An 18,536-nucleotide genomic window follows, 5' to 3' on the forward strand; every position below is an offset into this window, starting at 1 on the left:
CGGATCTTCCGCAGGTCCCGGTGCAGCCCGAATCGAATGACGTCAATCGCCAAAGCCGTCCTCACCCTGGAGCGGCAACGCTGAAAAGGCTCAGTCATCCGGCGACCGTGTAGGAACTCGCCCCCGTCCCCGCGAGCGCACCCCCTTCGACGATCAGATACTCCGGGCGGATGGGGCGACCGTCGAGCCAGCACTCCAGGATCTCCCGCGTACCGGCCGCGTAGCGTGCCTGCGCCGAGAGGGTCGACCCGGACACGTGCGGCGTCATCGCCTCGTGGGGCATGGTGCGCCAGGGGTGGTCGGGCGGTGGTGGCTGCGGATACCAGACGTCCCCGGCGTAACCGGCCAGCCGGCCGCTGTCGAGAGCCCGCACCACGGCGTCCCGGTCGACGATGAGCGCCCGTGCGGTGTTGACGATGTACGAGCCGCGCCGCATGGCCCCGATCAGCTCGGCGTCGAAGAGGTTCTGCGTCTGCGGATGCAGCGGGGTGTGGATCGAGAGCACGTCGACCGAGGAGGCCAGCGAACGGGCGCTGGGATGCCAGGTCAGCTCCAGTTCCTCCTCGACCTCCTTGGCCAGCCGGCGCACGTCGAAGTAGTGCAGCCTGACGTCGAACGGCTTGAGGCGGCGCAGCACCGCCTGGCCGATGCGGCCGGAGCCGAGGACACCGACGTCCATGCCTTCGAGGTCGTAGGCGCGCGAGACGCTGTCGGCGATGTTCCAGCCCTTCCTGGCGGTCACCCACTCGTGAGCCGGCATGTAGTTGTGCACCAGGGTGAGAATCTGCATCACGGCGTGCTCCGACACACTGATGCTGTTGCTGAACGTCACCTCGGCCACGGTCATGCCGTGGGCGATGGCGCTCGTCAGGTCGACGTGGTCCGACCCGATCCCCGCGGTGATCGCGAGCCTGAGCCGGGGAGCCGCGGCGATGCGTTCGGCGGTGAGATAGGCGGGCCAGAACGGCTGCGAGATGACCACGTCGGCGTCGGGAAGCTCGCGGTCCAGGGTGGAGTCCTCCCCTTCTTTGTCGCTCGTGACGACAAGGGTGTGCCCCCGGTCCTCCAGGAACCGGCGCAGTCCCAGTTCCCCTGAGACGCAGCCGAGGAGGTGCCCCGGGGTGAAATCGACGGCCTGCGGGGTCGGTGCGGTCTGACCGCCCGGATAGCCGCTGATGACGGGAATCTCGTCGCGGGCGTAGTCGGGAGGATAACCGCCCACGGGATCCGGATAGAGCACCGCAATGATTTTTGCCATGACGTCCTCCATCGGCGAAACACCGATGATCTTGAATTTTAGTCGAGTGTGCGTCGCCACTGCAATGCCCCGGAATAACGGGGAGGCGTTCCGGCGGACAGCGACGTGGCTCATTCGACGAGGCCCATGACGGGAGTTCGGGAGCCTCTTCCTCGGCCTTGTACGGCCGGTGGGTACGGTGATCACCCTGCCGTACGTCGCTATGAGGTCCCCGCGAAAAGGCCCATGCCCGGTCGTCCGGTACTTGACACCGGGATTCACGAGACGTCTCCTTGGAGGTAGGAAATGTGCTGCGGCGTGCGCTCGTCGCGGGTGCGCGCACGCGCTCGGGTTTGTCAGCGTCCACCGGCATCCGGAGGCTGCTGATGGCGGCCTACGAGTATCTGTGCAGCCGATGCGGGCCGTTCGACGTGAGGTTGGCGATCGGGACGGCGCCCAGGACATACGGCTGCCCTGTCTGCGCAGGCGCTGCGAGACGTGTGTACTCCTCGCCCGGACTCACGCTGACCTCGAAAGCGGTCGCCGCCCTCCGTGTCCGGGAGGAGCAGGCGCGTGAGGCCCCGGCAGTGGTCCCTGAACCGCCGCCACGCGGAAGGGTGCGCCCGCACCCCGCACTCTCGCGGCTGCCGCGTCCCTGAAGGCGGTGGTCAGCAAGGCAGAACGTCTCATGCGGGTTCGGCATCGGAACACGTCGTTCCCGTAGCGGTGTGCGGAATGCGGAATCACGCAACGCGGGCCGGGAGCCACGCCGTGTCCTCGGCAGCTCATCGGCGGTTCCGGCACCACGCGATTCGACTCCTCACGCGAACTGAGGAGGTGCGTCCCCGTGGGAAACGTGGGACTGCTCTTCGTCGGTGCGGTGCTCTTCATGAACGGACTGCTACTGCTCGGAAAGGTCGATACCCGAGCCGGAGCAGTGTTCAACCTTTTCATAGGCGCACTGCAGGTACTGACGCCTACTTACCTCATCTTCACCGCCAACGACGACCCCTTGAAGATCCTGACGGCATCCGGCATCTACCTCTTCGGGTTCACCTACCTCTATGTAGGTGTCAGCCTGCTCGCTGATCTCGACAGCACCGGCGTCGGCTACTACTCGCTGTTTGTGGCAATAGTCGCCCTGGGGTATTCGTTCGTCAATTTCCGGCTCTTGAAGGATTACCCCTTCGGGGTCATCTGGCTCTACTGGGCCTACTTGTGGTTCCTGTTCTTCCTGCTGCTCGGCCTCAAGAAGGACGACCTCAAGATCTATACCGGCTGGGTCACGGCGATCGAAGGCTGGGTCACCGGTGTGATCCCCGCCGGGCTGCTGCTTTCCGGGTACTGGAAGCACCCCACCGAGATCGCCATCGCACTGGCGGTCTTCGGCGTCGTGGTGTTCGCGGGGCTGTGGCCGCGCACCCACAGAACACCCCGGCCGACTTCCGCGGCTCCGCGGGTCGGAGGTGCGGGCGCGCCGACGTGACCGGACCAGAATCTAGGAGTTCTCATGCCTGAAATTCTCTTCAGCGTGGACCACAGCAAGTCGATGCGTGACCAGGCCGTGCCCGGCCACAACAGGTGGCACCCGGACGTCCCCACCGTCGCCATGGTGAAGCCGGGAGCGGAGTTCCGCATGGAGTGCCGCGACTGGACCGACTGCCAGGTCGGCAACAACGACACCGCCAACGACGTACGCGACATCGACCTGACCATCCCCCACATGCTCAGCGGCCCGATAGGGGTGGAGGGCGCCGAACCCGGCGACCTGCTCGTCGTCGACCTCCTCGACCTCGGCCCCGTGCCGCAGCAGACCGGGGACGCGGCGGGACAGGGCTGGGGCTACACCGGCATCTTCGCCAAGGCCAACGGCGGAGGCTTCCTGACCGACTACTTCCCGGACGCCTACAAGGCAATATGGGACTTCCACGGACAGCAGGCCACCTCCCGCCACCTTCCCGGGATCCGCTTCACCGGGATCACCCACCCCGGGCTGTTCGGAACCGCCCCGTCCGCCGAGATGCTCGCCCGCTGGAACGCTCGCGAGCAGGCGCTGATCGACACCGACCCCAACCGGGTACCGCCCCTCGCCGTACCGCCGGACACCACCAACGCACTGGCGGGCACGGCCACCGGAGACCTCGCCAAGCGCATCGCCGCGGAAGGCGCGCGCACGGTGCCGGCCCGCGAGAACGGAGGCAACCAGGACATCAAGAACTTCACGCGTGGTTCGCGGGTCTTCTTCCCCGTGCACGTCAAGGACGCCAAGCTCTCCGGAGGCGACCTGCACTTCAGCCAGGGCGACGGAGAGATCACCTTCTGCGGTGCCATCGAGATGGGCGGCTTCGTCGACCTCCACGTCGACCTGATCAAGGGCGGCATGGAGACGTACGGCATCTCCACCAACCCCGTGTTCATTCCAGGCAACGTCGAGCCGAGGTACACGGAGTACCTCACCTTCATCGGGGTCTCCGTCGACCACGACACGGACACGAACTACTACCTCGACGCGACGCTGGCCTACCGCCGGGCCTGCCTCAACGCCGTCGAGTACTTCAAGAAGTTCGGCTACAGCGGAGAGCAGGCCTACCTGCTGCTCGGCTCCTCCCCCATCGAGGGACGTATCAGCGGCATCGTCGACATCCCCAACGCCTGCTGCTCGTTGTACGTGCCTACCGCCATGTTCGACTTCGAGGTCCGTCCCAGCGCCGCCGGACCGGCGAAGGCCGAGCGAGGCCGGTGCGCGGTGGCCACCGCCTGACCCGATCCCGGCTGCGGCTCCGCGGTCCCGGCACACGGGTCGCGGAGCGTCGGCCGGGCAGCCGGTCCAGCAGCCACTCGCCGAGTTCCTGCGTGACGGGCGTGTGCGGCCTCGTGTCCGGGGAGCAGATGAACTCGTCGTTCTCGCCCGCCGGCCGACCGCTCCAAGCCGGGCTCTTCGTCCGTACGAGGGGACGTTCGGTACACCACCCGCCGCTGCTCGGCCCGTCATGAGTGAGCATTTTCAGCGGTGCCGTTCCAGGGTGAGGACGGCTCGGGCGATTGACGTCATCCGATTCGGACTGCACCGGGCGTGACGGAAGATCCGCCAGGCTTTCAGGCGGGCGACTCCTCGTTCGACCGGAGCGCGCGTCCTTGTCAGGGCCCGGTTGAGGGGTCTTCTGGGTGGGGGTGAGGTCGCGACCGGGGAGGCGTTTGACGGCCGTCGTCGTCCAGGGGCCGGTGCCTTGGCAGGCCAGGTCGGCGACGATGGGAACGCCCTGGCGTTCGCAGATCCGGAGGATGTGGTGGGTGCGGGCAGCGGTGAGGTCGTGGGCCCGTCCGGGCAGTGCCGGGGAGAGCCACAGCAGCCGACCCGCGGGATCGGTCACGACTTGGACGTTCACACCGTGCCTGCGGTGCTTGGCCGAGCAGTCGGCCCGGCCGTCGCCGACCCGGTCGCACTCGGCGAGCGTTCCGTCGAGCAGGACGTACTCCGGATCTCCCTCGCGCAGGGCCTTCAGCAGGCCCGGCGCCAGACCGGCGCGCAGGTCGACGAGGGCGGTGACACAGGTGTGCGCGGTGCCGACCGAGATCCCGAAGCCGTCCGCGAGCCGGGCGAAGGTGTCGTGCTTGCGCAGGTACACCAGACCGACCAGGGCACGCGTGCGGCGGGAGCTTGCAGCGGCGGTCGCCCTCACGGGCGACGATGAGCATGGTGACCCACTCGACCAGCGCATGCGGAAGGTCGAGTGCGGCAGGAAATGGAACCAACGAGGCTCCCGCACCAGCGAGTTGAGACGTCGAACACCTCCCTCGACGGCACGGGAGCCCTGTCCGTTGCGCACCCCGCCCTCACGCCGGCTCCGCCCCCGATCGGTAGCCGCTCCGAAGGGCTCCGTCAATCGCCTGCTCAGACGGGAAGTTCGGTGACGCTGAGGGCGAAGTCCAGGTTCCCCACACCGTGGTTGGCGAGGCCCACCGTGACCACGCCCGCTCCTTCCAGCCAGTGCGCCATTTTCAGGCCGCCGACGTCCAGCGGGCGCATCCCGAGGCTCTCGATGAACGCCTCCACACGTGCCTTGGCCTGCGCGCTGTCGCCGGCGATGAAGACGTCGGGCCGACCCTTCTCCAGGACCTGGCGGAAGACGGTGTTGAACGCCTTCACCACGCCGGCGCCGGCCGGGGCCGCCTTGGCGACCTCCTGCGCGATCGAGGTCTCCTCGCGGTGGGCCAGCCCGTCGAACGTGGAATTGAAGGGATTGCTGATGTCGACGATGACCTTGCCCGCCAGAGCGTCTCCGTACTGGGCGACGACCGGCACGACACCGTCGTACAACAGAGCCAAGATGACGATGTCCCCGGCCGGGGCGGTGCCCCATTCACCCGTCGTGGTGCCGCCGCCGAGAACCTTGGCCAGGTCAGCGGCCTTGGACCGATCACGGCCCATGACCTCGACGGTGTTGCCGCCCGCTATCGCCCGCGCGCCGATGGTGCGGGCCATGTTGCCGGTGCCGATGATGCTGATGTTGCTCATGAGATGTCCTGCCCTGGTTGTGTGCTGTCCGGTTCAGAGGGCGGTGGTGCCGCCGTCGGCGACGAGTTCCATGCCGTTGACGTAGCTGGAATCGTCGGAGGCGAGGAAGAGGGCGGCGGTGGCGATTTCGTCGGGGCGGCCCATCTGGCCGCGGGGGATGAGGGACTCGAACTGGCGCTTGGTGGCCTCGTCGAAGAGTTCTTCCTGCTTGGCGGTGGCGACCTGGCCGGGGGTCAGGACGTTGACGCGGATGCGGCGGTCCTTGAGCTCGTTGAGCCAGACGCGGGCCCATGCCTGCTGGACGGCCTTGCTGCCGGCGTAGACGCTCCAGCCGGGGAAGGCGCCGAGGGAGGCGTTGGAGCCGGTCATGAGGATGGAGCCGCCGTCGTTGAAGAGCGGGAGGGCCTTCTGGACGGTGAACAGGGTGCCGCGGGCGTTGAGCCCGAACCAGGTGTCGAACTGGGCCTCGGTGATCTCGCCGAGCGGGGCGGGCTCGCCACCGCCTGCGCTGGCCCACAGTACGTCGAGGCTGCCCTTCTCCCGCTTGACGGTGTCGTACAGGCGGTCCAGGTCGTCCAGGTCGGCGGCGTCGCCCTGGACGCCGGTGACATTGCGGCCGATCTGCTTCACGGCCTCGTCCAGGGCGTCCTGGCGGCGGCCGGTGATGAAGACGTGCGCCCCCTCGTCGACGAACAGCTTCGCGCCGGCCAGCGCCATGCCGGTGGTGCCGCCGGTGATGACCGCGACCTTGCCGTCGAGCTTTCCCATAGCCATTCCCTTGGGTCGGTGGTGCCGTGTGCACTTGGGGTGACGGTGTTATGTACACCGCCCTGTGTGCTTACGGTACGGGGCGACCGGGCGGGAACGCAAACTATGTACACCGGTCGTTACCCAGCTCGGTTACCATGGACCCATGACGGAGTTGGAGAAGGGCCCCACGGGCCGCCGCCGCGGCCGGGGCGCCCGCGAGCGCATCCTCAGCGCGTCCCAGCAGCTGTTCCGCGAGCAGGGCATCAACCGCACCGGCATGGACCAGCTCTGCGCGGCGGCCGAGGTGTCCAAGCGCACGGCCTACCAGCACTTCACCGGCAAGGACGAACTCGTCGCCGAGTACCTGCGCCGGTTCGACCCCTCCGTGCTGCCCGGCGTGTTCGACCGCACCGACCTCACGCCCCGCGAACGGCTCCTCGCCGCCTTCGACATCCCCCCCACCACCCCCCTGTGCCCCTACATCGGCGCCGCCGTGGAACTCCACGACCCCGAGCACCCCGCATCCCAGTACGCACGCGACTACAAGAAAGCCGTCGCCGCGCGGCTCGCCGACACCGCCCGCGAAGCCGGCGCCGCCGACCCTGAACAGCTCGGCGAACAGCTCGCGCTGCTCATCGACGGCGCCGCGGCCCGCACCCGGGTCCTCAACGCCGACGCCTTCCCCACCGCCGCCGCCATCGCCGCCGTGCTCATCGACAACGCCATCCCCGCCACAGCCGGCGACGACCAGCGACCGGAGGAAGTGCCAAGCTGACGCGGCACTCCGCGGCCGGGCAGAGTGTGAGTCAGACGCGGGGCGGCCACGGCCGAGTGGAACCGGGGTCCGCAGGGGTGAACGTGCCGGACTCCGGCCCGGACAGGGAGTCCGCAGGTCACACCTGTGGTCGCCCCACCGTGCTCCTGAAAAGGTCGTAGGACTCGGTGGGTTGTCTCTTTCAGCCCGCGCTTGTCCATGCATCCGGGCGGGGCACCAGCACTGCGGAGACCACCGCATGGGACGAGGCCATGACATCGCCCACGAATCGCAGGCGCCCCAGGTCGAGTCGGCGGAGTGCCGGACCGTGGTCGGCGGCGACGACGAGAGAGACCGCGAGCAGAAGAAGTCGCCATAGGGTCATCACCGGGCGGCGCATGGCGTGGGGCAGCTCCACCAGGGAGGCGTACAGCCGCTCGCAGTGGAACGGCACGTGACGCTCCTCGTCGGACAGGATCCGCCCCGCCACCTCCGAAGTGAGCGCATCGCCGGTGCCATCGCGCAGCGCCCGGTAGTAACGCAGTGCCACTACTTCCGCGATCATCAGCACCAGCAATTCCATGCGCAGGCCCATGAGACGCCGCAGCCGTACGAAGAGCGTGTCGCTCCAGTGCCCGGTCAGCGTCGGCATGCCTCCCGCGGCCAGCAGCCGAGCAAGCAGACGGGCGTGGTTCTGTTCCTCGGCGATGAAGAGCCGGACGGCCTGCCCGTAGTCGGCGTCGCCGGCCTGGTCCGCCTTGCTGACGAGGTTGGCGCCGTCACCGTCCTCGCCGACCTGGAATCGCTGGATGCTGGCCCACACTGCCGGATGCAGCGTCGCGTTCTGCCCCCAGTCCGGATCACCCTGGGCACGCCTGCGCTCGCACTCGTCCTCGAACCGCCTTGTCCACTTGGCGAAGCCGCCCGTATGCCAGGGCTGTTTCAAAGTCCTGGTGACGCTGTGAAGTTGCAGGTCACGGTGGTGTGACTGCTGCTGGCCGGCCCGTCTCGTACGCATCGAAGCTCCGGTTGGAGCGGGTGACCTCTCAAGTTGCCCTGCCGAACCGGAGCTTCGATGTGCCGCCAGTCTGCCAGTGTCTGCCTGATCAAGTCGCCGTCGCGTCAGCACCGCGCACTGCCGGGACTGCCGCAGCGGCTGGCCACGCTGGCTGATCCGCGGCACCGGCGCGGAAAGCGTCACACATTCGTGAGCGTGCTGCTGATCGCGTGCTCGGCCGTGCTGGCCGGGGCCCGTTCGTTCGCCGCGATCGGCCAGTGGGCCAGGAACGCTCCGCAGGGGGCTCTCGCCCGGCTCGGTGCCCGCACCACCAGCGTGTTCGCCGTCCGTGCCGCGCCGAGCCCGGCGACCGTCCGCCGGATCATCAACGCCACCTGTCCCGGCGGCCTCGCCGACCTGCTCGGTGCCGACCCAGCCGGGTCCGACACCTTGGCCGTGGACGGCAAGAGCGCCCGTGGCTCGCGCAGCGGCGACAGCCCGGCAGCACATCTGCTGGCCGCTATGACCGGTGCCGAGACGGCCGTCACCCAGCTACGGGTGCCGGACAAGACCAACGAAATCACCTGTTTCGCCGCCCTGTTGGAGCCTTACGACCTGAGCGGCGTGACGGTGACCGCCGACGCCCTGCACACCCAACGCGCACACGCCCACTTCCTCGTCGAGCAGAAACAGGCGCACTATGCCTTCACCGTCAAGAAGAACCAGCCGATCCTGTATACGCAGCTCAAGACCCTGCCCTGGGACAAGGCGACGGCGAAGTTCTACGACCGCTCCCAGGGCCACGGGCGGCTGGAGACCCGGGTGGTACAGGTCCTGACCGTCACCGCCCTCGGCATCGACTTCCCGCACGCCGCGCAGGTCGCGAAGATCATCCGCCACCGGACCTGCGTGAAGACCGGCAGACGCCCCCGCGAGACGGTCTATGTGCTGACCGACCTCACCAGCCGCCAGGCATCCCCCGAGCGTCTCGCGAAGATCGTGCGATCGCAGTGGACCATCGAGAACCGGCTCCGCTTCGTCCGCGACACCGCCTTCGCCGAGGACGCCTCGAAAGTCCGTACCGGCCACGGACCGGAGAACATGGCCACTCTGCGCAGCTTCGCGATCAACCGGCTTCGCGCGGCAGGCCACGCGAACATCGCGGCCGGCCTCCGCGAGATGTCCTACGAACCCTTCCGCCGCCCGCTCGCCCTCCTGGACCTCACCTGATCAGCAACAATCCAAGATCACGAGACTTGCAACAGCCCTGCCCAGCGGGGCTGGCAGTGTCAGGGGGTCAGCGGCCGAGCGTTCGCCACCCCCTCCGCGAGCTGTTTCTGCAGGCGGATGTGGCGGAACTGGTGGACGGGGCCGTTGCGGCGCAACAGGCCGCGGTGGTGGGCGTCGTCGAGGAATCCCATGAAATGCCAGGGCACCTGCCGGGAGACGGCGAGCCAGGCCCGGGTGAGGACGAAGGCGCCCCAGCAGGTGCCGGTCACTCCCACCATCCGGTCAGTGGTCATGAAGGCGAAACCCATTAGGGCGCCCACCAGCACCCCCGTCTGCGCGCCCAGTCCGACCCCGGCCGTCAGCCCTGCCCCGACGGCCACTACAGGGCCCGCCACCAGGGCACGTGCCGCCGCGGCAGCCCGGTCCGAGCCAAGGACGGAGCGGGGGCTGACCGAGCGGTTGAGGTTGGCCGGGTTGTCGATCCACAGGTGGAGGCTGTCGACGATGCCTAGGGCCAGGCCCATAGCGAGCGACAGGATGCCGAAGACGAGACCAGTGGTGGGCCCGTTGACCAGACCAAGCAGGAGGCCGAGGGCGACGCCGAAGAGCAGGCCCAGAAGGAGTCCCGCGCTGACGCGGCGCAGGATGTTCAGCCGATGGCCCCGGATGCGGACCTTGACGGCGGTGGGCTTCGTACGAGCCCCGTGGATGACGAACCCCGCGGCGAGTCCCGCGAGGATGCCGGTGGACGTGCCCTTCCCGACTCCGAGGGCGAGTTCTCCGTCCACCACCGTGGGCATCCCAGTGGCGAGTCCGACTGCGAGAGCGCAGGCCCGCCCGAGCACCGGTCCCTGCACCCGCTCGCCCAGCGGCCGCAGGGCCGGGGAGAAGGCGCGTACACAGCCGAGCACAGTGAGCGCCGCTCCCGAGGAGAGCCCTGCGGGCCACCCCCACAGCTCCGTGATGACGAACCCGCACGGTACCCCGGCCGCGAGTCCCACCGGCAGTCCGCTCACCAGCCGCCCCGTGGTGGAGGTAACCGCCGACGGAAGCGTCCACCACTCGATGTCGCGCCGGCCCTCCCGCTCCAGCCACTGTGCGAGAAACCGCAGCCAGCGCCGGACGCGGGGCACGGTCCAGGGACCGCTGTGCAGTTCCGGGGCGGGCCGGTTGTAGGCGACCCTGACGAGTTCGTGGAGGAGATGCTTCTCGACGGCCTCCGGGTGCCGGAAGATGACCAGCTCGGCTGGGTTGGAGTTGCGGGGCGCGTACACGTTGCGCGCGAGCCAAACCATCAGCGGGACCTGGAGCACGTCGGCCACCGGGCTGCTCCGCGTGCGGTCGAGTAGGTCCCAGACCGCGTTCCAACGGCCGGGCGGGATATGGGCGGTGTTGTATTCCAGATACGCCTTAACGGCCTCGCCAGACACTGGCGACAGCTCCACCGCGGCGGCGGCCGGAAGGCCGCTGCCTACCGCGTCAACGGCCTGCCGGTATTCGTCGGTGCGGCTGGTGATGACCAGCGGGGCGTACGCACCAAACTCCACGAGTCGCTCCAGCGCCTTGGGCCGGGAAGGCTCCGGGATTTCGTCGAACCCGTCCAGGACCAGCAGCAGATGTCCGTCGCGGACGAGGCGGGCACCCAGCGGCTCCAGGGCGCGCGGGTTGCGATCGGGGGCGTCGAGCCCGTCGAGTCCCTCCTCGGGCGGTTCCGCCCACGGCGTCGCCAGCCAGGTGAAGTCACGTATCAGCAGGCCCGTCACCCAGGAGCGCAGCTCCTCCTCGTTCGGGTTCCACGAGTCGAGCGAATAGAAGACCGGCACCGGCCCGCCCGGCTCCCGCCCCTCCAGCAAATCGCGGGCGAGGCGGCGGGCCATATGCGTCTTGCCTCCGCCGCCCCGGCCGAGGACGACAAGCCGCCCATGCCTCAGCCGCCGTGCATACGTCTCACGCAGCGCCTCGTACTCCCCGGCGGGTGCCTGCGGATCCAGGCCCTGGCCCGGCGGCGTCGGGGCATCCGTCAGCAGATCGGCCCAGGTGAGCCAGGTCATGACAGCTTGGGCCGCCGGGGTCACCGACCAATGGATCGGGAAGAACGCGCGGGGATCATGGTGGCGGCTCTCCCCCTCCTCGGCGATCCACTTCTCCCGCACACGCCGGACCAACAGGTTGACCGCGTCGGGCAGTTGGGCCCGGGACGGCGTGCCGCCATGCCTGGCCCAACCGACCAGAGTTCGCACCGGTTGTCGCACCACCGGCACCAGGGCGAGCACGCCGCCCGACACTGTCAGCCACTGCGTCGTCTTCTCCATGCCGAGCGAGGCCATATACAGCGCCACGCCGAAGAGCGCGGCGGCTAGGAGCAGCAGCCCGATCCGACCGGCGTACCGCCGTGTTCCCCCGATCCATGTCATGGGCTCAGGATGAAGGAGCAAATCGACCCAGGCCAAGCGGATTTGGGAAATTCTGCCGCCGGCAACTGGGCCTGGCTGGCCCTGTCCATTGGCGTCGGCATCCCCACGCGGCCCAGGTCGCGAAGCCGCTCTCCGCGGCTTCGCGATCAACACCCTGCGGTTCGTCGACCATACGAACATCGCAGCCGGCCTCTGCCAGATGTCCTACGGCAGCGCCCGCCACGCGCTGGGCCTCCTCGGCCTCACCCGGCCTGCGCTCACTCGAAGATCAAAAGACTTTGCAACAGCCCTGGCGCGTATGCACCCGGTCTCCCCTCTCCGGAACACGGCCGCCGTGCCCCGGAGAGGGACGACGCAGGCGGACACCAAACCGTTCCGCGGCTGCCAGGCGCCCACAGCTCACAGATTCCCATGCGTGCGCCGGGCAAGAGGCCTGCCGGTCCCCTCGTGAACAGCGGCTTCCCCATACAGATTGACATCAGCGGCCGACAACAACGTCGTCGGACAACGATGGATCCGGGCAGTCATGAATGGATCAGCAAGCGCCCGCAAACACGACTACGAGCAGCCCCACGCCCTCCGTTGATCGAACTCCCGAAGCGGGTGTCGCAGGTTCGAATCCTGCCGGGGGCACCAGGGAAAAGGACCCGGACCGATCATGGTCCGGGTCCTTTGACGTCTCGTGGGCGATGCCCTGACGGGCCTCGGTCAGGCCGTATCTGTCCGCCATTTCGGGCTCACGGCGATCCCCCTACCTCAGAGGGACGATCACACGCCCCAAGCAGGACGGCCACGGAGGCTCCCCGAGAACCACCACTGTCAGACCCTTGCGCCATGCTCTGCCCATGCTGATTGCGACGAACGCTCAGGGGCACGCGGTGAAGCGCCCCTCCAAGACGGCGATAGGCACGATGCTCGCGAACCTGGGGCAGGGCGACCACCTGATCCTTGAACGGCAGGACGAGCGCCGCGAGGGCGACTGGTACATCCAGGTGCTGTACCGCGACAACAACACCTACCAACTGGAGTACCGGGACGGTGTCGCCGCAGAGCACTACCAAACCCTGACCGTCTCCCAGGACAGGGCCCGTGAGGCCCTCCTCGACTGGGCGGCCGACAAACCGGACTGGCGGGACGGCTTCACGTGGAACAACATCGGCGCCATGTTCGCCGCCCCGGTGGTTGAAGCCACGGATCAGCCCGCCGACTAGCGTCCGCCGAACGTGCGATCAGGTCGCCGACCGCACGTGGGCGTCCGCCGCCATGACCGTGTCGCAGACCTCGACGGCCCCCCTTTCGGTATCGAAGGAGGTCCGGATCAGGTGGATCACGGGCACGCCGGCCGCGAGGTGGAGGGCCTTGACCTCGGAGGGAGAGGGCATCCGGGCGCGGATCTCCTCCTCGAACTGGTCGAGGCGGTCCGCGGTGTGCCCCAGGGTGTCGCACGGGTGGACAATCAGCCAAGTCGGCGTGAACGCAGTACGCTCCCGCTATCCATCGTGGTGCCTGCGGCGGGGGCTCGACCGGCAGGCCTGATTTTCCTGGGGACTACATGCGCTCAATCGCCATAGGTGCCGCTCTGTCCGGCGCCCTGGCACTCGCCGTCGCAAGCGCTCCGACGGCTCAGGCCGACGAGTCGTGGGGCGGCGACACGACGATCACCAGCGTCACGGTCAACGGCGGCAAGCCCGTCGTGGTCGGCATCTCCAACAAGGTCACCTTCTCGGCTTCGGTGACCGCCACCGATCCGGACGGCATCGAAACGGCCCGCGTGTTCGTGTGGCACGGCGGCCCCAAGGAAGAAGACACGGACATGACGGTGCCGTTCGGCCGTCCTACGTGCACGGCCGTCGACGCCGCGACGAAGACCTGCGTCGTCCCCTTCACCCTCAACCCCCGCGACCTGCGGAAGAACTCTTGGGCCGGGCAGTGGAAGGTCGGCGTCGACGCCTTCGACAAGGGCAACGGCGGCATCTCCCTGGATGCCTACAAGTACACGAACATCCAGCGCTACTCGAAGCTCAGTGTCAACGCTTCGCCGGAGCCGGTCGCCAAGGGCAAGAGCATCACCGTCACCGGCAAACTGACCCGCGCCAACTGGGAGACCCACGACTACCGTGGCTACACCGACCAGCCGGTCAAGCTGCAGTTCCGCAAAGCGGGAACGGACACCTACACGACGGTCAAAACCGTGTACACCAACAGCACCGGCACCCTGAAGACCACCGCGACAGCCGCCGGCGACGGCTACTGGCGCTACTACTTCTCCGGCACCAGCACGACCGCGGCGGTCAAGACCGCCGGGGACTACGTAGACGTGCGGTAGACAGAGGTATCACGCACCGAGCCACGCAGGCGCGGGATCGAACTCCCGAAGCGGGTGTCACAGGTTCGAATCCTGCCGGGGGCACCAGGGAAAAGGCCCCGGACCGATCATGGTCCGGGGCCTCCGACATCCGCGTCGGGCATCAACGGCGCTGGTCGCTGACGACCGGGGCGCCTTCTGAGCAGTCGGTCCGATGTGGCTCATGACCGCAGGCCGGGGGGCCTGTCCCGACGTGCGTGCACACGTCCCTGAGGACGTTGATCCGGGAGTGACCGAGGATCTCCATCACCACGCGGGCACGGCTCCTGCCGAAGGGTGTGGAGTGACTCGGGGCGCACCCAGGACGGGCGCGCCCTTGTGTAACTGCGGTGACCGCTACCGAACCACGATGATCACGCTGCCCCCGTTCACGAAGCGGTGATCGAAGCGGTTGTCGAAGCGGTGATCGAAGCGGTTGTCAAAGCGGTTGTCGAAGCCGTTGCCGAAGCAGAATCCCGGGTGATTGAAGCAGAACCCCGGGTGGTTGAAGCGGAACCCGCCGTGGTCGGAGCAGTGCCAGTCGTTGTTGCCGAAGCACCAATCGGTGGGCGCCTGGGTGTGCACGGCAGGGGCTGCTGCGGCAGGGGCTGCTGCGGCCGTGCCGGCTGCGCTGATCGCAGCACCGCCGGCCATCAGAATGCTGGCAGCGAACGTCGCGCCGAGACGCCTCGCGCGTTGTGCTCGCATGATGGATACACCCTTCCTTCCGACGTCTCGCGCGACTCCCGGTGGCACGAGATGGATGGCTGCAGCCGCGGAGCACGTCCCGCATCCAAGATCCCGCCGTACTGGACCGGCCGATCAGGTGCGCACTCCCAGAATGCGGCCTACCTCCAGTACGTCTGAAACGTCCTTTGGGATTGCCTCCAGGCGGACCGGCCGCGTAGTGCTGGCGAGATCCACAACAGTCGAGTCGCTCGCGATACCGGGTCGGGCGCGGCCGAGGCTGGAGCGCGCGCCAGGTTCGTGACGCACATCCGGCGGACGTACTACGGCGACGACGGGCGGCCCCTGGAGGCGGCGGACGTCGGTGCCCACGGCCCACTGCGAGATCGCCTACGGGATCCCGATCAACAGGTAGCCCTGTCCAGGGTTCTCCGTACGGCTGACGGACCTGCCGGGCATTGTGGCGGTGTGCGGACCGGCACACGTGGTAGCAGTGGGCGGACCGGCCGGACGATCCGCTGGAAATCTGCCCGGTTCCGGAGCTGTTTCGCTGACGGCAGGCCGGCGAGATGCCGGCTCAGGTCCGGTCCGCATACACGATCTCCAACCAGCGACCGGCGCGAAAAGCGTGGCGGTCTGCCGCCCTGGCGCAGCTGGTACAAAGCCAGGGGCTGAGGCCGAGGGTACGTCGGGTACATGATGATCCAATGACTCCTTGGCTGAGCACCCGGAGCACATGGCTGCTCGTACTGCTCTTGTGGGCGACCGCGCTGACAGCCACCTTGATCGGAATTGCGTTCGATCGAGCCTTCCTTGAACGCCTCCCTCCAACGCCTTTCGCCTCTCACCTCCCTATGGCAGTGGGCGGCACTTTCTTCGTCGCCGTCGCCGGCGCTGGAGGCTTGCGTCGTAGACGACGGCAGTAGAGCCGACGAGAGGGAGTCGGTTTCCGACCCGTAGCGAAGTACAGCAGGGTCTCGACGACCAAGACGGACAGCCGCCGTGGCCGCGTACGGAGCGCCGGCTCAGGACAGGGAGACATCCGGCCTATGAAACGGGTTGACTCTCGAGCAGGGCTTGCACCGTCACGGTTCCTGCCAGCGTGCCCGTCAGCCATTCCGCGAGCTTCATGCCCTGGGGCCAGCTCTCTCCTTCGTGGGTGCACCACATGACGCCCGCAGGGTCGCGGAAGTCGACCAGCGACCAGATGGTGCAGCCCCAGTCGTGGATCAGCACCAGACCGGCCGGGATGCGGCCGGACGGATCCGGGCCGTCCTGGTACAGCTCGGCGATGTCCGCAAAGTTGCCCTGCACGGGCCCACCGCGCACGCCCAGGATGCCTTCGTTCGGGCCGAATCCGCCGTTGGCGGCCTTGAGGTACAGGCGCCGCAGGAGAGGAGGCAGCGGGAACCCGATGACTTCTTCCGCCGCGGCGACGGCCTCCGGCGTTGCGGGCGGTGGCAAGGTTCCCCCCTGGGCTGCGATCCGCAATGCCTCGACGCGCAGGTTCTCGCCGTAGTGGAGCGTGTCGTCCTGGCCCTGAACGCGGTGAACGACGCGCATGACGAGTGCGCTTTCGAGACCGACGAGCGCGAGCAGCTGTGCCTCTACATCGGCGAAACCCTCACCGCGCAAGGGGTAGATGTCACGGCCCTGACCGCCAGGCACGGACTCGGCCGGTACGAACTCACCGATCAGTGGCGGGGTTGGTGAGCAGGAGACGGCCAAGCCCGTGTCGGCCGCCTGTACTCACTGCACATGCTCGCGGTTTCCCCAGCCGGCGGCGCCCGCACAGTCACGAGACGCCGTGTCGCCGATCAACGGTCAGGCTGTCGGCGATCACCCGCTGAGGGGGTCCGGCGATCCGGCGATCAGAAGGAGACGGTGAGTCCCACCTGGTGGTACTGGCCGACGGTGCCCAGGACCTCGTCCTTGACCGCGCCGAGCTGAGACACGAGGTCCGAGCTGCTGATCGCCGTGGGGCCGGCGGTGATGCCGATCTGCGGGCTCAGCCCACCGGAGACGGTGTCGAGCTCGGCGTCGGAGATTTCAAGGGTCTGAACCTGGGGAGCGGAGTTCATGATGCAACTGCCCTTCGTATGGATGTTCCACAAGGGGGCGCGGCCAAGCTGGGGACAGACGATCGGCCGCGACCGCGGCCCGCACCATCCTTTTCCGGACTCCTTGGCGCGATCCCGGCGGCGCGAAGGATCAAACCACGGAGAGTGCCCGGCATCCAGTCGGTCGTTGCTCCCAGCAGGGCAGTTGAAGCGGTCGGCCACTCATCCGTGCCCGCATGCACACGAATTGAGGGCAGCTTCTCTACACGTAGTACTGCACATTGAGACCGGCAGGTGTTGCCACGTCTGCTCCGACCCGGACAACTCCGCATCAACCGAACTCACCTGTGCGGCAGTTGCACCTTCGCTGTGCAGATCCAGGGTTCCCCCCTGGCGGCGTTGGTCAGGGGGAGGCCGGGACGGCGATGGTGAAGGCGTCGCGGAAGGCGTCGAGGGCGGCGTCGGAGTCGTCGCGGGCCCAGCCTTCGAGGCCGATGACGCCGGTGTAGCCGAGGCCGTGGAGGGCGCGGGCGATGGCGGGGTAGTGGATCTCGCCGGTGCCCGGTTCGCAGCGGCCGGGGACGTCGGCGACCTGGATCTCACCGATGAACGGCAGCGCCTGGCGGCAGAGTTCGACGAGGTTTCCCTCGCCGATCTGGGCGTGGTAGAGGTCCAGGTTCATCCGGAGGTACGGGCTGTCCACGGCCCGGACGAGGGTGAGGGTGTCGGCGGCGCGGGCGAAGGGCGTGCCCGGGTGGTCGACGGCCAGGTTGAGGTTCTCGAGGGTGAAGACCCGGCCCGCGGCCTCGCCCAGTTCCGCGACGCGCCGCAGGGTGTCGGCGGCCGTGAGCCACATGTCCGGGGTCACGGTCTCGACGGGGCGGACGGGGAGGCCCTTGTCGTCGAGGCCGGTGCCGTGCAGGTTCAGGCGGGGGCTGTCGATCCGGGCCGCGGCCTCCAGGGAGGTGCGGGCGGAGGAGAGCAGGGCTTCGATGCCGTCGGGGTCGGTGAGGCTGCCGGTGAGGTAGCCGGTCATGGAGGAGAAGGTCGCGCCGGTGGCGGCCAGGGCGTCGAGGTCCTTGGCCGACCAGTCCCAGATCTCCACCTGGAAGCCGCGCTCGGCGATCCGGGCCACCCGTTCGGTGAACGGGCGGTCCCGGTAGAGCATCTCGGCGCTGGCGGCCAGGACGAAGGGGGAGGAGGTCGGGGTCATGCGGTCACCTCGGCGATCGTGACGGGGCGGTCGGTCTCCACGCCGCGGATCGCCGCGAGGGCGAAGGACAGGGCGCGGCGGGCGTCGTGGCCGGTGACGGCGACCGGCGTGACGGCGACCGGCGTGACGGTGGCCGCGGTCACGCCGGGGATGTGCCGCACGACGAACGCCGCACGGTACGACCCGATGCGGCCCGCGCCGATCGTGGCCGGCCGCGGCGTGTGGAGGTCGGGCCGCAGTCGGCCGGGGGGATTGTCAGCGACGACCATGCCGGTGGCTCCCGAGGACTAGTACGTTCTAGTCTGGAAGGTAGGCGCACACCGGGAAGTCGGTC

Annotated in this window: 17 protein-coding genes and 4 pseudogenes; 9 read left to right on the top strand and 12 right to left on the bottom strand. The window is 68.4% G+C overall.

Features of this window, described 5'->3' with window-relative positions:
• Nucleotides 1-84 (top strand): annotated as a pseudogene (locus tag ACFY6U_RS48330) (IS5/IS1182 family transposase); the annotation flags it as partial.
• A gap of 10 nt (nt 85-94) precedes the next feature.
• Here the strand turns inward: ACFY6U_RS48330 and ACFY6U_RS48335 are convergent.
• Nucleotides 95-1,258 carry an NAD-dependent formate dehydrogenase gene (locus ACFY6U_RS48335; RefSeq protein ID WP_390048979.1) on the bottom strand — a complete coding sequence of 388 codons (1,164 nt, stop codon included), beginning with the start codon at nt 1,256-1,258 and terminating at the stop codon, nt 95-97.
• Nucleotides 1,259-1,623: 365 nt separating this feature from the next.
• On the opposite strand from ACFY6U_RS48335, the gene ACFY6U_RS48340 reads away from it, so the two are divergent.
• The 3 genes from ACFY6U_RS48340 to fmdA all read left to right on the top strand — a co-directional run bounded on the left by ACFY6U_RS48340 (nt 1,624) and on the right by fmdA (nt 3,998).
• Nucleotides 1,624-1,896 carry an FmdB family zinc ribbon protein gene (locus ACFY6U_RS48340; RefSeq protein WP_390048981.1) on the top strand — a complete coding sequence of 91 codons (273 nt, stop codon included), beginning with the start codon at nt 1,624-1,626 and terminating at the stop codon, nt 1,894-1,896.
• Between the two features lie 188 nt (nt 1,897-2,084).
• Nucleotides 2,085-2,723, top strand: coding sequence for an AmiS/UreI family transporter (locus ACFY6U_RS48345; RefSeq protein ID WP_390048983.1), 639 nt, complete (start codon nt 2,085-2,087; stop codon nt 2,721-2,723).
• 24 nt (nt 2,724-2,747) lie between these two features.
• Nucleotides 2,748-3,998, top strand: coding sequence for a formamidase (fmdA, locus tag ACFY6U_RS48350; RefSeq protein WP_390048985.1), 1,251 nt, complete (start codon nt 2,748-2,750; stop codon nt 3,996-3,998).
• Between the two features lie 243 nt (nt 3,999-4,241).
• Here fmdA and ACFY6U_RS48355 read toward each other — a convergent pair.
• From ACFY6U_RS48355 to ACFY6U_RS48365, 3 genes and pseudogenes are all read right to left on the bottom strand, one after another.
• Nucleotides 4,242-4,990, bottom strand: a pseudogene (locus ACFY6U_RS48355) (transposase family protein).
• A 139-nt stretch (nt 4,991-5,129) separates the two neighbouring features.
• Complete coding sequence (locus ACFY6U_RS48360; RefSeq protein ID WP_390048987.1) at nt 5,130-5,753, bottom strand: NADPH-dependent F420 reductase; 624 nt, start codon at nt 5,751-5,753, stop codon at nt 5,130-5,132.
• Nucleotides 5,754-5,786: 33 nt separating this feature from the next.
• Entirely contained in the window at nt 5,787-6,521 is a 735-nt protein-coding gene (locus ACFY6U_RS48365) for an SDR family NAD(P)-dependent oxidoreductase (protein WP_387865164.1), read from the bottom strand.
• A 145-nt stretch (nt 6,522-6,666) separates the two neighbouring features.
• On the opposite strand from ACFY6U_RS48365, the gene ACFY6U_RS48370 reads away from it, so the two are divergent.
• Nucleotides 6,667-7,278: a TetR/AcrR family transcriptional regulator gene (locus ACFY6U_RS48370; protein ID WP_390048989.1), complete on the top strand. Its 612-nt coding sequence runs from the start codon at nt 6,667-6,669 to the stop codon at nt 7,276-7,278.
• A 181-nt stretch (nt 7,279-7,459) separates the two neighbouring features.
• Here the strand turns inward: ACFY6U_RS48370 and ACFY6U_RS48375 are convergent, their stop codons facing one another.
• Nucleotides 7,460-8,275, bottom strand: coding sequence for a ferritin-like domain-containing protein (locus tag ACFY6U_RS48375; protein ID WP_390048991.1), 816 nt, complete (start codon nt 8,273-8,275; stop codon nt 7,460-7,462).
• A 195-nt stretch (nt 8,276-8,470) separates the two neighbouring features.
• Between ACFY6U_RS48375 and ACFY6U_RS48380 the strand changes: the two genes are divergently transcribed.
• On the top strand, nt 8,471-9,484 hold the full coding sequence (locus ACFY6U_RS48380) for an ISAs1 family transposase (protein ID WP_390048993.1): 1,014 nt from the start codon (nt 8,471-8,473) through the stop codon (nt 9,482-9,484).
• Nucleotides 9,485-9,543: 59 nt separating this feature from the next.
• On the opposite strand, the gene ACFY6U_RS48385 is transcribed toward ACFY6U_RS48380, so the two are convergent.
• Nucleotides 9,544-11,898 (bottom strand): NACHT domain-containing protein, encoded by a 2,355-nt coding sequence (locus tag ACFY6U_RS48385; RefSeq protein WP_390048995.1) that lies wholly within the window; start codon nt 11,896-11,898, stop codon nt 9,544-9,546.
• 845 nt (nt 11,899-12,743) lie between these two features.
• Here ACFY6U_RS48385 and ACFY6U_RS48390 point away from each other — a divergent pair.
• The gene (locus ACFY6U_RS48390; RefSeq protein ID WP_390048997.1) at nt 12,744-13,109 is read left to right on the top strand and encodes a hypothetical protein; all 366 of its coding nucleotides are present in this window, start codon (nt 12,744-12,746) and stop codon (nt 13,107-13,109) included.
• Between the two features lie 18 nt (nt 13,110-13,127).
• Here ACFY6U_RS48390 and ACFY6U_RS48395 read toward each other — a convergent pair.
• Nucleotides 13,128-13,340 (bottom strand): annotated as a pseudogene (locus tag ACFY6U_RS48395) (UTRA domain-containing protein); the annotation flags it as partial.
• A gap of 110 nt (nt 13,341-13,450) precedes the next feature.
• On the opposite strand from ACFY6U_RS48395, the gene ACFY6U_RS48400 reads away from it, so the two are divergent.
• Nucleotides 13,451-14,224, top strand: a complete 774-nt coding sequence (locus ACFY6U_RS48400) for a calcium-binding protein (protein ID WP_390048999.1) — start codon at nt 13,451-13,453, stop codon at nt 14,222-14,224.
• Between the two features lie 375 nt (nt 14,225-14,599).
• Here ACFY6U_RS48400 and ACFY6U_RS48405 read toward each other — a convergent pair whose 3' ends face one another.
• Nucleotides 14,600-14,950 carry a hypothetical protein gene (locus ACFY6U_RS48405; RefSeq protein ID WP_390049001.1) on the bottom strand — a complete coding sequence of 117 codons (351 nt, stop codon included), beginning with the start codon at nt 14,948-14,950 and terminating at the stop codon, nt 14,600-14,602.
• Between the two features lie 267 nt (nt 14,951-15,217).
• Between ACFY6U_RS48405 and ACFY6U_RS48410 the strand changes: the two are divergent.
• A pseudogene (locus ACFY6U_RS48410) lies at nt 15,218-15,344 on the top strand (GntR family transcriptional regulator); the annotation flags it as partial.
• Nucleotides 15,345-15,976: 632 nt separating this feature from the next.
• On the opposite strand, the gene ACFY6U_RS48415 reads toward ACFY6U_RS48410, so the two are convergent.
• The 4 genes from ACFY6U_RS48415 to ACFY6U_RS48430 form a co-directional block, all read right to left on the bottom strand.
• Nucleotides 15,977-16,597 carry an SMI1/KNR4 family protein gene (locus ACFY6U_RS48415; RefSeq protein WP_390049003.1) on the bottom strand — a complete coding sequence of 207 codons (621 nt, stop codon included), beginning with the start codon at nt 16,595-16,597 and terminating at the stop codon, nt 15,977-15,979.
• Between the two features lie 203 nt (nt 16,598-16,800).
• Entirely contained in the window at nt 16,801-17,010 is a 210-nt protein-coding gene (locus ACFY6U_RS48420) for a hypothetical protein (protein WP_390049004.1), read from the bottom strand.
• A 382-nt stretch (nt 17,011-17,392) separates the two neighbouring features.
• Nucleotides 17,393-18,202: a TIM barrel protein gene (locus ACFY6U_RS48425; RefSeq protein WP_390049006.1), complete on the bottom strand. Its 810-nt coding sequence runs from the start codon at nt 18,200-18,202 to the stop codon at nt 17,393-17,395.
• Entirely contained in the window at nt 18,199-18,471 is a 273-nt protein-coding gene (locus ACFY6U_RS48430; protein ID WP_390049008.1) for a hypothetical protein, read from the bottom strand. Before ACFY6U_RS48430 ends, ACFY6U_RS48425 begins: the two co-directional genes overlap by 4 nt.
• Nucleotides 18,472-18,536: the final 65 nt, after the last annotated feature.

The sequence above is a fragment of the Streptomyces sp. NPDC013157 genome (genome assembly GCF_042899865.1).
In the GTDB taxonomy this organism is placed as follows: domain Bacteria; phylum Actinomycetota; class Actinomycetes; order Streptomycetales; family Streptomycetaceae; genus Streptomyces.

Excerpts from the sequence above, each read along its gene's own strand:
- ACFY6U_RS48335 (WP_390048979.1), bottom strand. The coding sequence starts at position 1,258 with ATGGCAAAAATCATTGCGGTGCTCTATCCGGATCCCGTGGGCGGTTAT.
- ACFY6U_RS48340 (WP_390048981.1), top strand. The coding sequence starts at position 1,624 with ATGGCGGCCTACGAGTATCTGTGCAGCCGATGCGGGCCGTTCGACGTG.
- fmdA (WP_390048985.1), top strand. The coding sequence starts at position 2,748 with ATGCCTGAAATTCTCTTCAGCGTGGACCACAGCAAGTCGATGCGTGAC.
- ACFY6U_RS48360 (WP_390048987.1), bottom strand. The coding sequence starts at position 5,753 with ATGAGCAACATCAGCATCATCGGCACCGGCAACATGGCCCGCACCATC.
- ACFY6U_RS48365 (WP_387865164.1), bottom strand. The coding sequence starts at position 6,521 with ATGGGAAAGCTCGACGGCAAGGTCGCGGTCATCACCGGCGGCACCACC.
- ACFY6U_RS48370 (WP_390048989.1), top strand. The coding sequence starts at position 6,667 with ATGACGGAGTTGGAGAAGGGCCCCACGGGCCGCCGCCGCGGCCGGGGC.
- ACFY6U_RS48375 (WP_390048991.1), bottom strand. The coding sequence starts at position 8,275 with ATGCGTACGAGACGGGCCGGCCAGCAGCAGTCACACCACCGTGACCTG.
- ACFY6U_RS48385 (WP_390048995.1), bottom strand. The coding sequence starts at position 11,898 with ATGACATGGATCGGGGGAACACGGCGGTACGCCGGTCGGATCGGGCTG.
- ACFY6U_RS48390 (WP_390048997.1), top strand. The coding sequence starts at position 12,744 with ATGCTGATTGCGACGAACGCTCAGGGGCACGCGGTGAAGCGCCCCTCC.
- ACFY6U_RS48400 (WP_390048999.1), top strand. The coding sequence starts at position 13,451 with ATGCGCTCAATCGCCATAGGTGCCGCTCTGTCCGGCGCCCTGGCACTC.
- ACFY6U_RS48405 (WP_390049001.1), bottom strand. The coding sequence starts at position 14,950 with ATGCGAGCACAACGCGCGAGGCGTCTCGGCGCGACGTTCGCTGCCAGC.
- ACFY6U_RS48420 (WP_390049004.1), bottom strand. The coding sequence starts at position 17,010 with ATGAACTCCGCTCCCCAGGTTCAGACCCTTGAAATCTCCGACGCCGAG.
- ACFY6U_RS48425 (WP_390049006.1), bottom strand. The coding sequence starts at position 18,202 with ATGACCCCGACCTCCTCCCCCTTCGTCCTGGCCGCCAGCGCCGAGATG.
- ACFY6U_RS48430 (WP_390049008.1), bottom strand. The coding sequence starts at position 18,471 with ATGGTCGTCGCTGACAATCCCCCCGGCCGACTGCGGCCCGACCTCCAC.